Raw genomic sequence first — 15,746 nt, 5'->3', positions numbered from 1 at the left:
AGTAGTCTATATTATTCAGTATGAGGGGCGTCATGGAAATCACTAAAGGAGTTCGTCTCCATTTTATTCAATCAAAAAAATTTAAAACAAACAAAATTAGGGTTCGTTTTTCAGCGCCTATGTCCAAAGAAACAGTAGCTGGTCGGGTTTTAACAGCAAGCATGCTAGAAACTGTCAATGCTGTTTATCCTACTTCGCAGGCCTTCAGAGAACGTTTGGCCAATTTGTATGGTGCTGATTATTCAACGAGTCTTTCAAGGAGAGGATTGGTCCATTATTTAGATATCAATCTTTCTTTTGTGCGGGATAAATTTTTGAGTCGTAAAAATGTCCTGACAGATGCCATGCTTGATTTTTTGAAAGCCAGTTTGTTTTCTCCATTGGTAAGTCAGGACGCTTTTGATGAATCTGCTTTTGAAATTGAGAAGAAAAATATCTTGAATGATTTGGAAGCTGAAATTGAGAATCATTTTTATCATGCTCATCGAGAATTAGATAAACTCTTTTATGAAGAAGAGGAAATGCAGATGCCTCGTGTTGGGACGATTGAATTAATCCAGAAAGAGACCGCTGCAAATAGTTTTGCTGCTTTTCAGCAGATGCTTCAGGAAAATCAGATTGACTTTTTCTTTATTGGGGATTTTAATGAAGTGGCTGTTCGGGAGAAAATTCAATCTTTCAATTTTGCACCTCGCCAGCAAGAACTTCAGCTAGTTTATCAGCAAGAATATTCCAATGTTTTGCGAGAAGGACTGGAGCAGAAAGATGTCCATCAGTCAATTATTGAGTTGGCCTATCACTTCCCTATTCAGTACGGAGAGAGTGAACACCTGCCTTTGGTCGTTTTAAATGCTTTGCTAGGTGGCTTTGCCCATTCGAAATTATTTGTCAATCTTCGTGAAAAGGAAGGGCTGGCTTATACAATTTCTAGCAATTTTGATATTTTTTCAGGAATGATGCGGATTTACGCTGGTATTGACCGCGGTAATCGGACCAGAACAATTGCTTTAATCAACCGACAGATTGTTGATTTGAAGCGTGGGAATTTTAGTCTGGAAGAACTGAATCAAACCAAGAAAATGCTGAGAAATTCAGTATTGTTAGCTCAGGATCGACAGAATACAATCTTAGAGAGAGCTTATATGGCTTCTGTTTTAGGGAAAAAATTCTTATCTCTTGAAGCTTGGCTGGAAGCTTTGGAACAGGTTCGTAAGGATGATATTATCAAAGCAGCTGGTCTCTTAAAATTACAAGCTATTTACTTTATGGAAGGAAAATAATGCAGGGAGAAGTGCTAGAAAAAATCAATTATTCAGCAGTGGGAGAAACTGTCTATCAGACAGTATTAGCAAACGGTTTACGTGTTTTTCTTCTGCCTAAAAATGATTTTAATGAAACTTATGGGATTATCTCAACTAATTTTGGTTCAGTGGATACTGGGATTGTTTCACGTGAAACCAAGCAGGTCACTCAATATCCGGCTGGAATAGCTCATTTTTTGGAACATAAGCTTTTTGAAGGCCCGCAGGGAAAGGATCTGCTGCTGGAATTTACTAAGCTAGGTGCTGAGAGCAATGCCTTTACAAGCTTTACTCGGACCAGTTATCTATTTTCTGCAACGGATAATATTTCAGAAAACCTACAGCTTTTGCAAGAACTTGTGCATCAGGCTGATTTCACAAAAGAATCCATTTTGCGAGAACAGGATATTATTGGCCAAGAAATTGAAATGTATCAGGATAATCCGGATTATCGTCTCTTTTTTGGAGCCTTGGCCAATCTCTATCCTCAAACATCTCTGGCAGAAGACATTGCAGGAACGAAAGAGTCCATCTCTGAGATAACCGTCGAAAATTTGAAGGAAAATTTCAAGAACTTTTATCATCCTTCTAATATGACTTTGTTTGTGATTGGTAATTTTGATTTGGAACAGATAGCTGCAGAGATTGCAGAACAGCAGGAAAAATTAGTTTTTGCTGGGAGTTCGGAACCGATTGAAAAAATTCCTGTTAGCCTTCACCCAGTGGTATCAACAGATACCTACCGAATGGAGGTGGCTAGTCCAAAACTGGCAGTTGGGATTCGAGGTACAGACTTTGTTGATGAATCGGAGTTGTATCGCTATAAAATCACTTTGAAACTTTTATTTGCCATGATGTTTGGCTGGACTTCCAAGCGTTTCCAATCCCTCTATGAAAGTGGGAAAATGGATAATTCTTTAACGTTGGAAGTGGAAGTAGAAAAAGATTTTCACTTTGTCATGCTGACGATGGACACTCAGGAGCCGGTGGGACTTTCTCATCAATTTCGCTCAGCCATCAAGAATTTTGACAAGGATTCGGATGTGACAGAAGAGCATTTGGATACGATTAAAAGTGAGATGTTTGGTGATTTTCTGCACGGTTTAAACTCACTTGAGTATATTGCAACCCAATATGAACCGCATTTGACGGGTGAGAATCTGTTTGATTTGCCGAAAATTTTACAGGATATCAGCTTGAATGATGTGATAAAACTAGGTCATCGATTTATCGATCAGTGTGATATGACAGATTTTACTATTTTTCCAAAATAATTCCAGAATCGTTTTTAAAATTTTGTTAAAATAGTGAAGAATAGAAATAAGGGAAAAGTACGTATGAGAAAAAAAACGATAGGAGAAGTGTTGAAGCTTGCCCGGACCAATCAAGGGCTGAGCTTAGAGGAATTGTCAAAAAAGACAGATATCCAGCAGGATTTGCTGGAAGCGCTGGAACGAAATGACTATGATTTGCTTCCTAGTCCCTTCTATGCCCGCAGCTTCTTGCGGAAATATGCTTGGGCTGTAGATTTGGATGAATCTATTATTCTGGAGGCTTACGAAGCTGGTAAGATGATTGTCTTTGATGAAGTGGCACTGGCAGCAGATGAGGAATTCAGGAGCAGAAAAAATAAAAATAAAAGCTCTTTTCTGCCCTTGTTCTATTTTCTCTTATTGGCTTCAGCTATTGCAGCTTTCGTGGCATACTATATTTGGAGCTATGCTCACACCAATTCGGTAAGTTTCAAAGCATCTAACAGCAATTATAGTCTGGTTTCCTCTACAAGCATTAACAGTCAGAAGAGTTCCTTTTCTTCAGCTGATTCTAAGTCAGTTTCTTCCTCAGCTAGCAAATTGACAGTTAGTGGAAGCGGAGATAATTTGATTGCTGAGTATAGCGGAGCAAGTCAGCCTGTCAAAGTGACCGTTTCTGTGGAGCAAACAACCAATTTGGTAAGCATAAGCGATTCAGAACTAGCCGAAGGTATCACCTTATCTCCTGAAAAATCAAGCCAGACGGTTGCTCTTGAGCCAGGCAATAAGTATCTTATTACGTTAGCACCTGTTAAAGGAGCAACTGTGACGATAGAGGGACAAAAACTAGATACTTCGGCTTTGACTAGCGATAGTGGAACCATTAGTTTGAACATTACGAAAGGATAAAAACGAAGGGAATCCCATGAAAAAAGAAAATATTCCAAATGCCTTAACTCTTGTCAGGATTGCTTTAATCCCTGTATTTGTTGTGATTTTAACATTCGGTCATTCTTACACCATGCATATTTTATCGGCTTTTATCTTTGCTTTTGCCAGTATAACTGATTATCTAGATGGTTATTTGGCTCGAAAGTGGGAAGTAGTAACAAACTTTGGTAAATTTGCTGATCCCATGGCTGATAAGCTTTTAGTGATGTCTGCCTTTATCATGTTGATTGAGATGAAAATGGCTCCTGCCTGGGTTGTGGCTATTATTATTTGCCGAGAATTGGCAGTAACAGGTCTACGCTTGCTTTTAGTGGAAACAGGCGGTACAGTCTTAGCGGCTGCTATGCCTGGTAAAATCAAGACCTTCACGCAGATGTTTGCTATTATTTTTCTACTGATTCATTGGACTCTCTTAGGGCAAATCCTTCTGTACATCGCTTTAATCTTTACGATTTATTCTGGATATGACTACTTCAAGGGAAGTGCCTATCTCTTTAAAGATACCTTTAAATAATATGGAAAATATCATCGAAGTAAGAAATCTTAAGTACAAATACGATAGTGAGTCTGAGAATTACACTTTAAACGATGTCTCCTTTCAAGTAAAAAAAGGGGAATGGCTGTCTATTGTCGGTCATAATGGGAGTGGAAAATCAACCACAGTTCGTTTGATTGACGGTCTTTTAGAAGCGGAAAGCGGAGATATTATTATCTCAGGCGATAAGCTGACAGCTGAAAACGTCTGGGAAAAGCGTCGACAGATTGGCATGGTATTCCAAAATCCAGATAATCAGTTTGTCGGTGCAACTGTAGAAGACGATGTAGCCTTTGGTTTGGAAAATCAAGGGCTGGACTATGATCTGATGGTAGAGCGAGTCCAGCAGGCATTAGAGTTTGTCGGCATGCAGGATTTTAAGGAGCGTGAACCAGCTCGTCTTTCTGGAGGCCAGAAACAGCGGGTAGCTGTTGCAGGTGTGGTAGCTCTGAGACCGGATATTATTATTTTGGATGAAGCAACTAGCATGCTAGATCCAGAGGGACGTTTGGATCTTATCCAGACCGTGAAAAAAATTAAAGATAGTAATCAACTGACCGTCATTTCTATCACTCATGACCTGGATGAAATAGCCTTAAGCGACCGTGTTTTGGTCATGAAAGAGGGTCAGGTTGAATCTACCGCTACCCCGAGAGAACTTTTTTCTCGAGAAGATTTAGAAGAGCTAGGATTGGATCAGCCATTTGTTAATCAGGTAAAGACTGCTTTGCGTCAGTCAGGGCTTCCTCTGCCAGACTCTTACTTAACAGAAAAAGAATTGCAGGATCAACTATGGGCATTACTCTCAAAAATGTAAGTTATACTTATCAAGCTGGCACCCCTTTTGAGGGACCAGCGCTTTTTGGGGTGGATTTGGAGATAAAATCCGGCAGCTATACCGCTCTTATCGGCCATACAGGAAGCGGTAAGTCAACCATTCTCCAGCTTTTAAATGGCTTGCTGGTTCCCAATCAGGGCAGTGTTGAAGTAGGCAGTACAGTCATCACAGCTGATTCCGTCAATAAAGACATTAAACAGGTACGCAAGAAGGTCGGTCTGGTCTTTCAATTTCCAGAAAGTCAAGTTTTTGATGAAACAGTTTTGAAAGATGTGGCTTTTGGTCCTCAGAATTTTGGTGTTTCTAAGGAAGAAGCGGAAGCTTTGGCGCGTGAAAAGCTGCACTTAGTCGGAATTTCTGAGGATTTGTTCAATCGCAGTCCTTTCGAACTTTCTGGTGGCCAGATGCGTAGGGTGGCCATAGCAGGTATACTGGCTATGGAGCCTGATATCTTGGTTTTGGACGAGCCGACAGCAGGACTTGATCCATCTGGTCGAAAAGAACTGATGAGGCTCTTTGAAGAGCTGCATCGTGCCGGTATGACCATTGTTTTGGTAACACACCTAATGGATGATGTAGCCAACTTTGCTGATACAGTCTATGTTTTAGATAAGGGCAGAGTAGTCAAGAGCGGTCAGCCTGCTCAGGTCTTTCAGGATTTGGATTTTATGGAGAGTATTCAATTGGGTGTTCCTAAGATTACAAAATTTGCTCACGAATTGGCGGAAAAAGGGATGACCTTCTCGCACTATCCTATTACAATTGAAGAATTCAAGGAGATCTTGCATGGATAAGTTGATTTTAGGTCGCTATATTCCCGGAAATTCAATCATCCATCGTTTGGATCCGCGGAGCAAGTTGCTGGCGATGTTTCTTTTTATTCTATTAATTTTCTGGGCTAATAATCTTGTGACCAATCTGCTGTTGTTTGTTTTCGTTTTTAGTTTGGTCTTGCTGTCCAAGGTTCCATTGAAGTTCTTTTTAAAGGGTATCCAGTCCATGGTTTTTATCATAGCTTTTACTACCTTGTTCCAGTTGTTTTTGACCTCGGGAGGGGCCACAATCTTTCGATTCGCTTTTGTCAGAATTACAGAACTAGGACTGTCACAGGCTGGCATTATTTTTAGCCGCTTTATTCTGATTATTTTCTTTTCTACTCTTCTGACTCTGACAACGACACCCTTAAGCTTGTCTGATGCCGTGGAGTCTTTGCTGAAGCCTCTGAAGGTTTTCAAGGTGCCAGCACATGAGATTGGTCTGATGCTCTCTATGAGCCTGCGCTTCGTTCCAACTTTGATGGATGATACTACTCGGATTATGAACGCCCAGAGGGCGCGTGGTGTTGACTTTGGCGAGGGAAAGCTTGTTCAAAAGGTTAAATCTATTATTCCCATTCTAATCCCTTTGTTTGCTTCTAGTTTTAAAAGGGCAGATGCTCTAGCTATTGCCATGGAAGCTCGTGGTTATAATGGAGGTGAAGGTCGGACACGTTTTCGCCGCTTAGCATGGAAAAGAAATGACAGCTTGGCTATTATTAGCTTACTCATATTAGGTATTCTACTTTATATATTGAAAAACTGACCTGCTGTTTAAAGTGTTTTTAGAGAATAGTATAAGTTAAACTTGTCTATTTTTTGCTTGGTCAAAGAAAATATTTGACAAAAAAGCTCTAAAAGTCTGTTTTTAACGTCTAAACTAAATGTTCTTGTAACGTTTGACTTGGTAATGTAACTTTTTGGTAATATTTTATGTGTAAGATAGTATTATCACCGAAAGGAGAATTACATTTTAATGAACAAAAAAACAGCAAAATGGACTTTAACAGGTGCAGTCGCTGCAGCGGCTTTCTTGGTTTCAGGTATTGCAAATGCTGAGACCTATACAGTTGAAGCCGGTGATACTTTATCAGCTATTGCTAACGAAAAAAATACAACTCTTGAGAAATTAGTAGAGTTAAACAAGATTGCAGATCCAAATCACATCCGTGTTGGTCAAATCTTGGAACTTGGAAATAGTGCCAAAACGTCTGAAACAAGCGTAGCAGCAACTGCAACTCCCGTTAATAATTATGCAGCACCTGCAGCAACAGCTAATTCAGCAGCAACTTCAGGGGGCCTTGTACTTAGCAATGGTAATACCGCTGGTGCAACTGGTTCTTATGCAGCATCACGTATGGCAGAAATGACAGGTGTTCCTGCATCAACTTGGGAAGCTATTATTGCCCGTGAATCAAATGGTCAAGTAGATGCTTACAACCCTTCAGGTGCTAGTGGTCTTTTCCAAACAATGCCAGGTTGGGGCTCAACTGCTACTGTTGATGATCAAATCCAATCAGCATATAGTGCCTACAGTGCTCAAGGGCTTTCAGCTTGGGGCTATTAAGATAGAAACTAAAAAACCACAGATTTCTGTGGTTTTTTAGTTTACATAAAGTTGACAATTTATAAGCAGAAAATGATAGTGTAGATAAAGATTTAAAGGTAACAATCTTATCTAGATTAACAAATGTGTAAAGTTATAAAAAGTGTTCGTTCAATATTTTTAAAATATGCTTGGGAGAATTAGCCAGCAAATCTGCTCCATTTTCTAGTAACTCTCTTTGGCTGCCAAAGCCCCAAAGAACTCCTAGAGTTGAGATTCCTACTTCTTTACCGCCAATTATATCAAACTTTGTATCACCTATAATTATGGTTTCTTCTGGATTTGCATCTAGTGTTTGCAGAGCTCGGCGCAGAACATCTGCTTTGTGAAATGAATCTGGCAGTGAGCCAAAAATATCATCAAATTGCTCAGAGATAGCTAGATTTGCTAATAGATCTTGTGCCGTAGGTTGATTCTTACTCGTTGTTACATAAATTTTATAACCAGCTTCTTTTAACTGTGTCAGTAATTCTGGTATCCCTTCATAGAGGCGAACGCCCCAGATGCCTTTTTCCTTATAGAAGCTACGATAATAGTTAATCGCTTCTGGAACTTGCCTTTCTTCAAGAACGGAGGCGAAGCTTACTTCCAGAGGCGGCCCCATAAAACTTTTGATAATACTTTCTTCAGGGCACACTTTTCCAAGTTGTTTGAAGCTGTATTCAAAAGATTCTTGGATGCCCTTTGAACTGTCAACTAAAGTTCCATCCAAATCAAAGAAGATATATTTCAAATGATTCATCTTGTCTCCTTGTTTACTATCTAGTAAATCTACTTGACAAATTTGTCAAAGTTATTCTCCAAAGATTTCTTTTGAAAGTCTGCGTCCTGTAGGTGTTGTAGCTAGTCCGCCTTCAGCTGTTTCTCTGAAAGCAGTAGGCAGACTTGACCCGACTTGATACATAGCGTCAATGACTTCGTCAACAGGAATTCTAGACTCGATTCCTGCAAGAGCCATATCAGCTGCAATAAATGCGTAACTGGCTCCCATAGCATTTCGCTTGACACAAGGCACTTCCACCAGACCAGCTACTGGATCACAAATCAAGCCCAGCATGTTTTTAATGACAAAACAAATAGCTTGACTGGCTTGAAAAGGTGAACCTCCAGCAGCCAGAACTAAAGCAGCTGCACTCATAGCTGAAGCGGAGCCAACCTCAGCTTGACAGCCACCTTCAGCACCCGAAATTGAGGCGTTATTTGCAATGACTAGGCCAAAAGCGCCTGCAGCTAATAGAAAGTTTAGCTGTTCTTCTTCTGAGAGGCCTAATTTTTCGATAGCTGATGTAAGGACAGCAGGCAGACAGCCAGCGCTGCCAGCCGTTGGTGTAGCACAAACCAAGCCCATTTTAGCATTGTGTTCATTTACAGCAATAGCATTTTTTGCAGCAGTCAGCACAGTGTGGTCTGATAAAGTCTTTCCCGACTGGATATAGCGGTCAAGTTTTGCTGCGTCTCCGCCAGTCAATCCGCTGCGAGACTTGCTCTCATCAAGTCCAAGAAGGACAGAGGCTTTCATGACTTCCAGATTGCGATGCATCAGTCGCAGGACTTCATCTCTTTCGCGACCAGTCAATTCATACTCGGTAGTAATCATCAATTCAGCAACATTTCCTTGGTAATCCAAGTCAGCTTGCTCTACCAATTCTTTGATGGAATAAAACATATTTTCTCCTATTTAAAGAAATTCACATTATGCAGATGAGGAATATTGCGGATTTCATCGATGGCTTCCTCACAGCTGCGGCTGTCAACTTCAATAATCATAATTGCTTTTTCTCCAGCCTTCTCACGGGTGACATTCATCTGAGCTATATTGATATTGTAGCGTGATAGAGCTTCTGTGACATGAGCAATCATACCTGGGACATCCTGGTGGACGATAATGATGGTCGGAGTATTCATGCTCAGAGATACTGAAAAGCCATTCAACTCTGTTACTTGAATGTTGCCGCCACCGATAGAGACTCCAGTCACACTGATTGTTTTATGGTCATTTTTGACAGTAATCTTTGTCGTATTTGGGTGAGGTGCATTGCTATCCTTTTGAATGGTCCAGACAATCTTGATACCGCGTTTATGGGCGATTTCAAGACTGTTAGGAATCTCTGGATCATCTGTATCCATACCTAAAATCCCTGCTACAAGAGCCAAGTCAGTTCCGTGACCTCGGTAAGTTTTGGCAAAAGAGTTAAAGAGCTGGAATTCTACTTCTGTAGGCTCATCGTTAAAAATAGAGGAGACAATTTTTCCGATACGGACGGCACCTGCTGTATGACTGCTTGATGGGCCTATCATAACGGGTCCGATAATATCAAAAACAGATTGAAATCTTAGTGAAGTCATGATTTCTCCTTGCGGCTAATTTATTATTTTCATTATAACAAAGTTAAGGGCTTTCTGCTGATTTTTTAAATGAATTAAAAGTGGATATTATAAAATTTCGTTAGATAGGAAAGTAAACGAGAAAATCAATAACTTTACAACGTTGTAAATATTCTTTACAGATAATAAATTTAGTTGAATTTCTGATTTGTTTTCCTAGTCCTTTCGTGCTATAATAGGCCTTGCTCAAGCGACCTTCAATCGTTGAAAGCACAGCACGACCTTCAATCGTGAAATAACGAAAAGATGGGAGAACACAATGAGTGATAACTCTAAGACTCGTGTCGTTGTTGGTATGAGCGGAGGCGTCGATTCATCAGTAACTGCTTTGCTCTTGAAAGAGCAAGGTTACGATGTGATTGGCATCTTCATGAAAAACTGGGACGACACAGATGAATTTGGTGTCTGCACAGCTACAGAGGACTACAAGGATGTAGCTGCTGTTGCAGATCAGATTAGCATTCCTTACTACTCTGTCAACTTTGAGAAAGAGTACTGGGAACGTGTTTTTGAATACTTCTTGGCGGAATACCGAGCAGGTAGGACTCCAAATCCAGATGTTATGTGTAACAAGGAAATCAAGTTTAAAGCCTTCCTTGACTATGCCTTGACACTGGGTGCAGATTACGTTGCAACGGGTCACTATGCTCAGGTGAAGAGAGACCAAGAAGGCGTGGTTCACATGCTGCGTGGCAAGGACAACAATAAGGATCAGACTTACTTTTTAAGTCAACTATCACAGGAACAACTGCAAAAGACTATGTTTCCTCTGGGTCATTTAGAAAAGCCAGAAGTTCGAGCAATTGCTGAAAGAGCTGGTTTGGCTACAGCCCAGAAAAAAGACTCGACAGGTATTTGCTTCATTGGTGAGAAGAATTTTAAAGAGTTTCTGAGTCAATATTTACCAGCCCAGCCGGGTCGCATGATGACCTTGGAAGGCCGAGATATGGGCCAGCATGCTGGCTTGATGTATTATACTATTGGTCAGAGAGGTGGTCTTGGAATTGGTGGTCAGCACGGGGGAGATAATGAGCCTTGGTTTGTGGTTGGAAAAGATCTCAGCCAAAATATTCTTTATGTCGGTCAGGGCTTTTACCATGACAATTTGATGTCAACCAGTCTTGACGCTAGTCAGGTTCATTTTACAAAAGAAATGCCAGAAGAATTTACTATGGAATGTACAGCTAAGTTCCGTTATCGTCAGCCGGATTCCAAGGTGACAGTTACTGTAAAGGGTGACAAGGCTGTTGTCAACTTTGATAAACCACAAAGGGCTATTACTCCAGGTCAAGCAGTCGTCTTCTATTATGGAGATGAGTGCCTGGGTGGAGGCTTGATTGACAGAGCTTATAAGAATGGTCAAGTCTTGCAGTACATTTAGATTGACAATTCAGCTCAATCTGCTAAAATAAGATAAGCAATACCTATGATGGTCAAAGCTCATGGATGTTGCAGGCTTTTTTGTCCTGCACTTCTAGAGACTTGGCCTTTTTTGGTGAAAAAATGAAGGAAAAAGAAATGTCACACAATTTTACTGAAAGTTATGATATTATCGTGATTGGAGCAGGGCATGCTGGGGTTGAGGCATCGCTTGCTGCTAGTCGAATGGGTTGTAAGGTTCTTTTGGCAACCATCAATATTGAGATGCTGGCTTTTATGCCCTGTAATCCCTCTATAGGAGGCTCTGCGAAAGGCATTGTCGTTCGTGAAGTAGATGCTTTGGGCGGAGAGATGGCCAAGAATATTGACAAGAGCTATATCCAGATGAAAATGCTCAATACTGGTAAAGGACCCGCTGTTCGGGCTCTTCGGGCGCAGGCGGATAAGGAAGTCTACTCCAAAGAAATGCGGAAGACTGTCGAAAATCAAGAAAATCTGACTCTGCGGCAAACCATGATTAATGAAATCTTGGTAGAAGATGGTAAGGTCATTGGGGTTAAGACAGCGACGCAACAGGAATATGCAGCTAAAGCTGTCATTGTTACCACTGGAACAGCCTTGCGGGGAGAAATTATCATTGGTGATCTCAAGTATTCATCTGGTCCAAACCATAGCTTGGCAGCCATTCCTTTGGCAGATAATCTGCGTGATCTAGGTTTTGAAATTGGTCGTTTTAAAACCGGAACGCCTCCGCGTGTTAAGGCGTCATCTATCAATTATGATGTGACCGAGATTCAGCCAGGTGATGAAAAGGCCAATCATTTCTCTTACACGTCTCGTGATGAGGACTATGTGAAAGATCAAGTTCCTTGCTGGTTGACTTATACCAATGCAGAAAGTCATGAAATTATCCAAAACAACCTGCATCGGGCTCCTATGTTTTCTGGTATCGTTAAGGGAGTGGGGCCACGCTATTGCCCGTCTATAGAGGATAAGATTATCCGTTTTGCGGATAAGGAACGCCACCAGCTTTTCTTAGAACCTGAGGGTCGTGATACAGAAGAAGTTTATGTGCAGGGGCTGTCAACCAGTCTGCCAGAAGATGTACAAAAGGACTTGGTTCACTCTATCAAAGGTTTAGAAAATGCTGAGATGATGCGGACAGGCTATGCCATTGAGTACGATATGATCATGCCCCACCAGTTACGGGCAACCTTGGAAACCAAGAAAATTTCAGGGCTCTTTACAGCAGGTCAGACCAATGGAACTTCTGGTTATGAAGAAGCCGCTGGTCAAGGGATTATTGCTGGGATTAATGCGGCCTTAAAAATCCAAGGGAAGCCAGAGTTGATTTTGAAGCGAAGTGATGGTTACATTGGAGTCATGATTGATGATTTGGTCACCAAAGGAACCGTAGAACCTTATCGACTCTTGACTAGCCGAGCTGAGTACCGTTTGATTCTCCGCCATGACAATGCCGATATGCGTTTGACAGAGATGGGACGGGAAATTGGTCTGGTAGATGATGAGCGCTGGGCTCGCTTTGAGATTAAAAAGAATCAGTTTGACAATGAAATGAAGCGTTTGGAATCTATCAAACTAAAACCTGTCAAGGGAACCAACGCTAAAGTAGAAGAGCTTGGCTTTAAGCCTCTGACGGATGCAGTGACTGCCAAAGAATTTATGAGACGTCCAGAAGTGTCTTATCAAGATGTGGTTCAGTTCATTGGTCCGGCTGCAGAGGAGCTTGATGAAAAGATTATCGAGCTAATTGAAACAGAGATTAAGTATGAAGGCTATATTTCCAAAGCTCTTGATCAGGTTGAAAAGATGAAGCGCATGGAAGAGAAGCGCATTCCAGCTAATATTGACTGGGATGATATTGACTCGATTGCGACAGAAGCACGACAGAAGTTCAAGAAAATCAATCCAGAAACAATTGGTCAGGCTAGTCGTATTTCTGGTGTCAATCCAGCAGATATTTCTATTTTGATGGTTTACCTAGAAGGCAAGTCCAGAAGCATTTCTAGAAATCAAGCGAAGTAACTCTTGTAAAAGGCTGAGTTTTCCTTAGGAAGCAGCCTTTTTGTGTAAATTTACAATAGGTTTACAAAGTTGTAAACTTTGAAAGACTATTTTTCACTTCCTTTACCATTGTTAAATGCTTTGATTATTGGGAGAAATTCGCTTTTTTCTAGGATTTATGGTAAAATGGCGGAATAAGAGGTCTATGATGAAAAAATTTCGTTTTGCCCCAATTCACTTGGCGATGGCGGGTCTAATTTCCTTTATAATTTTAGCCATCTGTCTGAGGCTTTTTGGTGATAGTTTGGCCATGCTAGCTGCTCTTATGCTTGTGCTGGCTCTTTTGATTGTGCTTTTTATCCAGCAACAGAGAGTATCCGAGCTAGATGAGATTGAGCAGATTCATTATGTCAATCATCAAGCAGAAGGAAGCCTCGCTTCCTTGCTGGATAAGATGCCAGTTGGTGTCATTAAAATCAGTGAAGATAATGGTGATGTAGAGTGGTTTAATCCCTATGCAGAACTGATTTTTACAACTGAAGATGGTGATTTTGATGCTGATATGCTGAAGAATATCATGAAGGCTGCTTATTCAGACTCTGGTCATTATGCTACTGTTGGAGACAAGAAATATTCGGTTTACTTGGACCGTGCATCCAGTGTGTTTTATTTTTTTGATGCATCCAATGAATACGAAGCCACTGTTGGTCTGGTAACAACGCGCCCTGTGATCGGAATTATCTCGGTGGATAATTATGATGATTTGGAAGATGTCGTTTCAGACACGGATATCAGTCATATCAATAGCTTTGTGGCTAACTTCGTAGCAGAATTTTCTGAGCAGTTTCATATGTTTTACCGTCGGGTTGGCATGGATCGGTTCTATCTTTTTACGGATTACACAGTGCTGGAACAGCTGATGGAAAATAAATTTTCTATCATTGATCAATTCCGGACGGAAGCTAAAAATCGAGAGCTGTCGCTGACACTCAGTATGGGCTTTTCTTATGGTGATGGCAATCATGATGAAATCGGTCGGGTCGCCCTGCTTAACCTCAACTTAGCTGAAGTTCGGGGTGGGGATCAAGCTGTCGTCAAAGAAAATAATGACAACATGAATCCAATCTTCTTTGGTGGAGGAACGGCGTCAGCTGTTAAGCGCACGCGCACCCGTACTCGGGCTATGATGACTGCAATCTCTGATAAGATTAAGAGTGTGGATCAGGTCTTTATAGTCGGACATAAAAATCTGGATATGGATGCCTTGGGGTCTTCTCTTGGTATGCAGCTCTTTGCTAGTAATATCATTGAGAAAGCTTATGTGGTCTATGATCCGTCTCAGATGGCTTCTGACATTGAGCGGTCCATTACAAAGCTCCAGCAGGAAGGGGCTGATTATCTGGTGCCGCTTTCTGAAGCAGTAAATATGGTGACCAATCGGTCGCTCTTGATTATGGTTGACCACTCCAAGATATCTCTGACTCTGTCTAAGGATTTCTTTGATCAATTCAGTCAGATTATCGTAGTCGACCACCATCGCCGTGATGAAGACTTTCCGGAAAATGCTGTGATTGCCTATATCGAAAGTGGGGCTAGCAGTGCCAGTGAGTTGGTAACGGAGCTGATTCAGTTCCAGAATTCTAAAAAGAACCGTCTCAGTAAGATGCAAGCCAGCATTCTCATGGCGGGGATTATGCTTGATACCAAAGGATTTTCATCTCGAGTCACCAGTCGGACCTTTGATGTGGCCAGCTATCTACGAACTCGGGGCAGTGACAGTGTTGTGATCCAGGACATTTCAGCTACGAATTTTGAGGAATATCGTGCGATTAATGAGCTGATTTTAAATGGCAAGAAGATATTGCCTAATGTCATTGTAGCAGCTGGTCCAGAGGAGAACACTTATGATACGGTTGTCATCAGTAAGGCAGCTGATACCATGCTCTCCATGTCAGGAATTGAAGCTACTTTTGTCGTGAGCAAGAATACCAAAGGCTATGTGTCTATTTCGGCTCGCAGTCGTAGCAAGATCAATGTTCAGCGAATTATGGAAAAGCTGGGCGGTGGCGGTCATTTCAATCTGGCGGCAGCTCAAATTGAAGGCAAAACAGTTTCTGAGGTCCTTCAGTTGCTGAATCAAGAAATTATGGACCAAGTCATTAAAGAGGAAGTAATAATAGACGAGGAGAAAAAAGGATGAAAGTAATTTTTTTAGCAGATGTAAAAGGCAAGGGCAAAAAAGGCGAAATCAAGGAAATGCCGACTGGCTATGCTCAAAATTTTCTGATTAAGAAAAATTTGGCCAAGGAAGCAACAGCGCAGGCTATCGGTGAACTGCGCGGTAAGCAAAAGTCTGAAGAAAAAGCTCACGCAGAACTAGTGGCAGAAGCTCAAGCTATTAAAGCTAAGTTAGCAGCAGAAGCTACTCTTGTTCAATTTACTGAAAAAGTTGGTCCGGACGGCCGTACCTTTGGATCTATTACAAGTAAGAAAATAGCAGAAGAGCTGCAGAAGCAGTTTGGTATCAAAATTGACAAACGTCATATTAAGGTTGACTCACCGATTCGCTCCATTGGTCTGATAGATGTTCCAGTGAAAATTTATCAGGATATAACTGGTGTGATTCGTTTGCGGGTTAAAGAAGGATAATAGTGATT

At 41.2% G+C, this 15,746-nt stretch carries 15 protein-coding genes; 12 read left to right on the top strand and 3 right to left on the bottom strand.

Annotated elements, in window-relative coordinates; genetic code table 11:
* The first annotated feature begins 32 nt into the window (after nucleotides 1-32).
* From yfmF to RWX26_RS05150, 8 genes are all read left to right on the top strand, one after another.
* Nucleotides 33-1,280, top strand: a complete 1,248-nt coding sequence (gene yfmF / locus RWX26_RS05185; RefSeq protein WP_314579849.1) for an EF-P 5-aminopentanol modification-associated protein YfmF — start codon at nucleotides 33-35, stop codon at nucleotides 1,278-1,280.
* Entirely contained in the window at nucleotides 1,280-2,575 is a 1,296-nt protein-coding gene (gene yfmH, locus RWX26_RS05180; RefSeq protein ID WP_314579845.1) for an EF-P 5-aminopentanol modification-associated protein YfmH, read from the top strand. Before yfmF ends, yfmH begins: the two co-directional genes overlap by 1 nt.
* Before the next feature lie 33 nt (nucleotides 2,576-2,608).
* Nucleotides 2,609-3,463 carry a cytoskeleton protein RodZ gene (gene rodZ, locus RWX26_RS05175; RefSeq protein ID WP_314579842.1) on the top strand — a complete coding sequence of 285 codons (855 nt, stop codon included), beginning with the start codon at nucleotides 2,609-2,611 and terminating at the stop codon, nucleotides 3,461-3,463.
* Nucleotides 3,464-3,479: 16 nt separating this feature from the next.
* A complete protein-coding gene (pgsA, locus tag RWX26_RS05170; protein ID WP_002905673.1) occupies nucleotides 3,480-4,019 on the top strand; it encodes a CDP-diacylglycerol--glycerol-3-phosphate 3-phosphatidyltransferase in 540 nt (179 codons plus the stop codon).
* A 1-nt stretch (nucleotide 4,020) separates the two neighbouring features.
* Nucleotides 4,021-4,857 (top strand): energy-coupling factor ABC transporter ATP-binding protein, encoded by an 837-nt coding sequence (locus tag RWX26_RS05165; protein WP_314579839.1) that lies wholly within the window; start codon nucleotides 4,021-4,023, stop codon nucleotides 4,855-4,857.
* Complete coding sequence (locus tag RWX26_RS05160; RefSeq protein ID WP_002908343.1) at nucleotides 4,833-5,672, top strand: energy-coupling factor ABC transporter ATP-binding protein; 840 nt, start codon at nucleotides 4,833-4,835, stop codon at nucleotides 5,670-5,672. Before RWX26_RS05165 ends, RWX26_RS05160 begins: the two co-directional genes overlap by 25 nt.
* Nucleotides 5,665-6,459, top strand: coding sequence for an energy-coupling factor transporter transmembrane protein EcfT (locus tag RWX26_RS05155; RefSeq protein WP_002905670.1), 795 nt, complete (start codon nucleotides 5,665-5,667; stop codon nucleotides 6,457-6,459). Before RWX26_RS05160 ends, RWX26_RS05155 begins: the two co-directional genes overlap by 8 nt.
* Nucleotides 6,460-6,669: 210 nt before the next feature.
* The gene (locus RWX26_RS05150; RefSeq protein WP_002894257.1) at nucleotides 6,670-7,260 is read left to right on the top strand and encodes a LysM peptidoglycan-binding domain-containing protein; all 591 of its coding nucleotides are present in this window, start codon (nucleotides 6,670-6,672) and stop codon (nucleotides 7,258-7,260) included.
* Nucleotides 7,261-7,393: 133 nt separating this feature from the next.
* Here RWX26_RS05150 and RWX26_RS05145 read toward each other — a convergent pair whose 3' ends face one another.
* From RWX26_RS05145 to sdaAB, 3 genes are read right to left on the bottom strand one after another with little or no spacing between them, the layout of a single operon-like run.
* Entirely contained in the window at nucleotides 7,394-8,041 is a 648-nt protein-coding gene (locus RWX26_RS05145) for an HAD family hydrolase (RefSeq protein WP_314579834.1), read from the bottom strand.
* Between the two features lie 51 nt (nucleotides 8,042-8,092).
* Entirely contained in the window at nucleotides 8,093-8,965 is an 873-nt protein-coding gene (sdaAA, locus tag RWX26_RS05140; RefSeq protein WP_004189348.1) for an L-serine ammonia-lyase, iron-sulfur-dependent, subunit alpha, read from the bottom strand.
* 8 nt (nucleotides 8,966-8,973) lie between these two features.
* Complete coding sequence (gene sdaAB, locus RWX26_RS05135) at nucleotides 8,974-9,645, bottom strand: L-serine ammonia-lyase, iron-sulfur-dependent subunit beta (RefSeq protein ID WP_002899403.1); 672 nt, start codon at nucleotides 9,643-9,645, stop codon at nucleotides 8,974-8,976.
* Nucleotides 9,646-9,919: 274 nt separating this feature from the next.
* Here sdaAB and mnmA point away from each other — a divergent pair, with 274 nt between their 5' ends.
* From mnmA to rplI, 4 genes are all read left to right on the top strand, one after another.
* Nucleotides 9,920-11,065: a tRNA 2-thiouridine(34) synthase MnmA gene (gene mnmA / locus RWX26_RS05130; protein WP_314579905.1), complete on the top strand. Its 1,146-nt coding sequence runs from the start codon at nucleotides 9,920-9,922 to the stop codon at nucleotides 11,063-11,065.
* A gap of 137 nt (nucleotides 11,066-11,202) precedes the next feature.
* On the top strand, nucleotides 11,203-13,110 hold the full coding sequence (mnmG, locus tag RWX26_RS05125) for a tRNA uridine-5-carboxymethylaminomethyl(34) synthesis enzyme MnmG (protein WP_314579830.1): 1,908 nt from the start codon (nucleotides 11,203-11,205) through the stop codon (nucleotides 13,108-13,110).
* Between the two features lie 157 nt (nucleotides 13,111-13,267).
* Nucleotides 13,268-15,289 carry a DHH family phosphoesterase gene (locus RWX26_RS05120; protein WP_185755071.1) on the top strand — a complete coding sequence of 674 codons (2,022 nt, stop codon included), beginning with the start codon at nucleotides 13,268-13,270 and terminating at the stop codon, nucleotides 15,287-15,289.
* The gene (gene rplI / locus RWX26_RS05115; RefSeq protein WP_002918016.1) at nucleotides 15,286-15,738 is read left to right on the top strand and encodes a 50S ribosomal protein L9; all 453 of its coding nucleotides are present in this window, start codon (nucleotides 15,286-15,288) and stop codon (nucleotides 15,736-15,738) included. The genes RWX26_RS05120 and rplI overlap by 4 nt, the downstream gene beginning before the upstream one ends.
* Nucleotides 15,739-15,746: the final 8 nt, after the last annotated feature.

The sequence above is a fragment of the uncultured Streptococcus sp. genome (assembly GCF_963536705.1).
GTDB lineage: Bacteria > Bacillota > Bacilli > Lactobacillales > Streptococcaceae > Streptococcus.
This window is presented reverse-complemented; position numbering and strand designations above follow the sequence as displayed.

What these genes read in the sequence shown, in the direction of transcription:
- yfmF (WP_314579849.1), top strand. Translation starts at nt 33, where the DNA reads ATGGAAATCACTAAAGGAGTTCGTCTCCATTTTATTCAATCAAAAAAA.
- yfmH (WP_314579845.1), top strand. Translation starts at nt 1,280, where the DNA reads ATGCAGGGAGAAGTGCTAGAAAAAATCAATTATTCAGCAGTGGGAGAA.
- pgsA (WP_002905673.1), top strand. Translation starts at nt 3,480, where the DNA reads ATGAAAAAAGAAAATATTCCAAATGCCTTAACTCTTGTCAGGATTGCT.
- RWX26_RS05165 (WP_314579839.1), top strand. Translation starts at nt 4,021, where the DNA reads ATGGAAAATATCATCGAAGTAAGAAATCTTAAGTACAAATACGATAGT.
- RWX26_RS05160 (WP_002908343.1), top strand. Translation starts at nt 4,833, where the DNA reads ATGGGCATTACTCTCAAAAATGTAAGTTATACTTATCAAGCTGGCACC.
- RWX26_RS05155 (WP_002905670.1), top strand. Translation starts at nt 5,665, where the DNA reads ATGGATAAGTTGATTTTAGGTCGCTATATTCCCGGAAATTCAATCATC.
- RWX26_RS05150 (WP_002894257.1), top strand. Translation starts at nt 6,670, where the DNA reads ATGAACAAAAAAACAGCAAAATGGACTTTAACAGGTGCAGTCGCTGCA.
- RWX26_RS05145 (WP_314579834.1), bottom strand. Translation starts at nt 8,041, where the DNA reads ATGAATCATTTGAAATATATCTTCTTTGATTTGGATGGAACTTTAGTT.
- sdaAA (WP_004189348.1), bottom strand. Translation starts at nt 8,965, where the DNA reads ATGTTTTATTCCATCAAAGAATTGGTAGAGCAAGCTGACTTGGATTAC.
- sdaAB (WP_002899403.1), bottom strand. Translation starts at nt 9,645, where the DNA reads ATGACTTCACTAAGATTTCAATCTGTTTTTGATATTATCGGACCCGTT.
- mnmG (WP_314579830.1), top strand. Translation starts at nt 11,203, where the DNA reads ATGTCACACAATTTTACTGAAAGTTATGATATTATCGTGATTGGAGCA.
- RWX26_RS05120 (WP_185755071.1), top strand. Translation starts at nt 13,268, where the DNA reads ATGGTAAAATGGCGGAATAAGAGGTCTATGATGAAAAAATTTCGTTTT.
- rplI (WP_002918016.1), top strand. Translation starts at nt 15,286, where the DNA reads ATGAAAGTAATTTTTTTAGCAGATGTAAAAGGCAAGGGCAAAAAAGGC.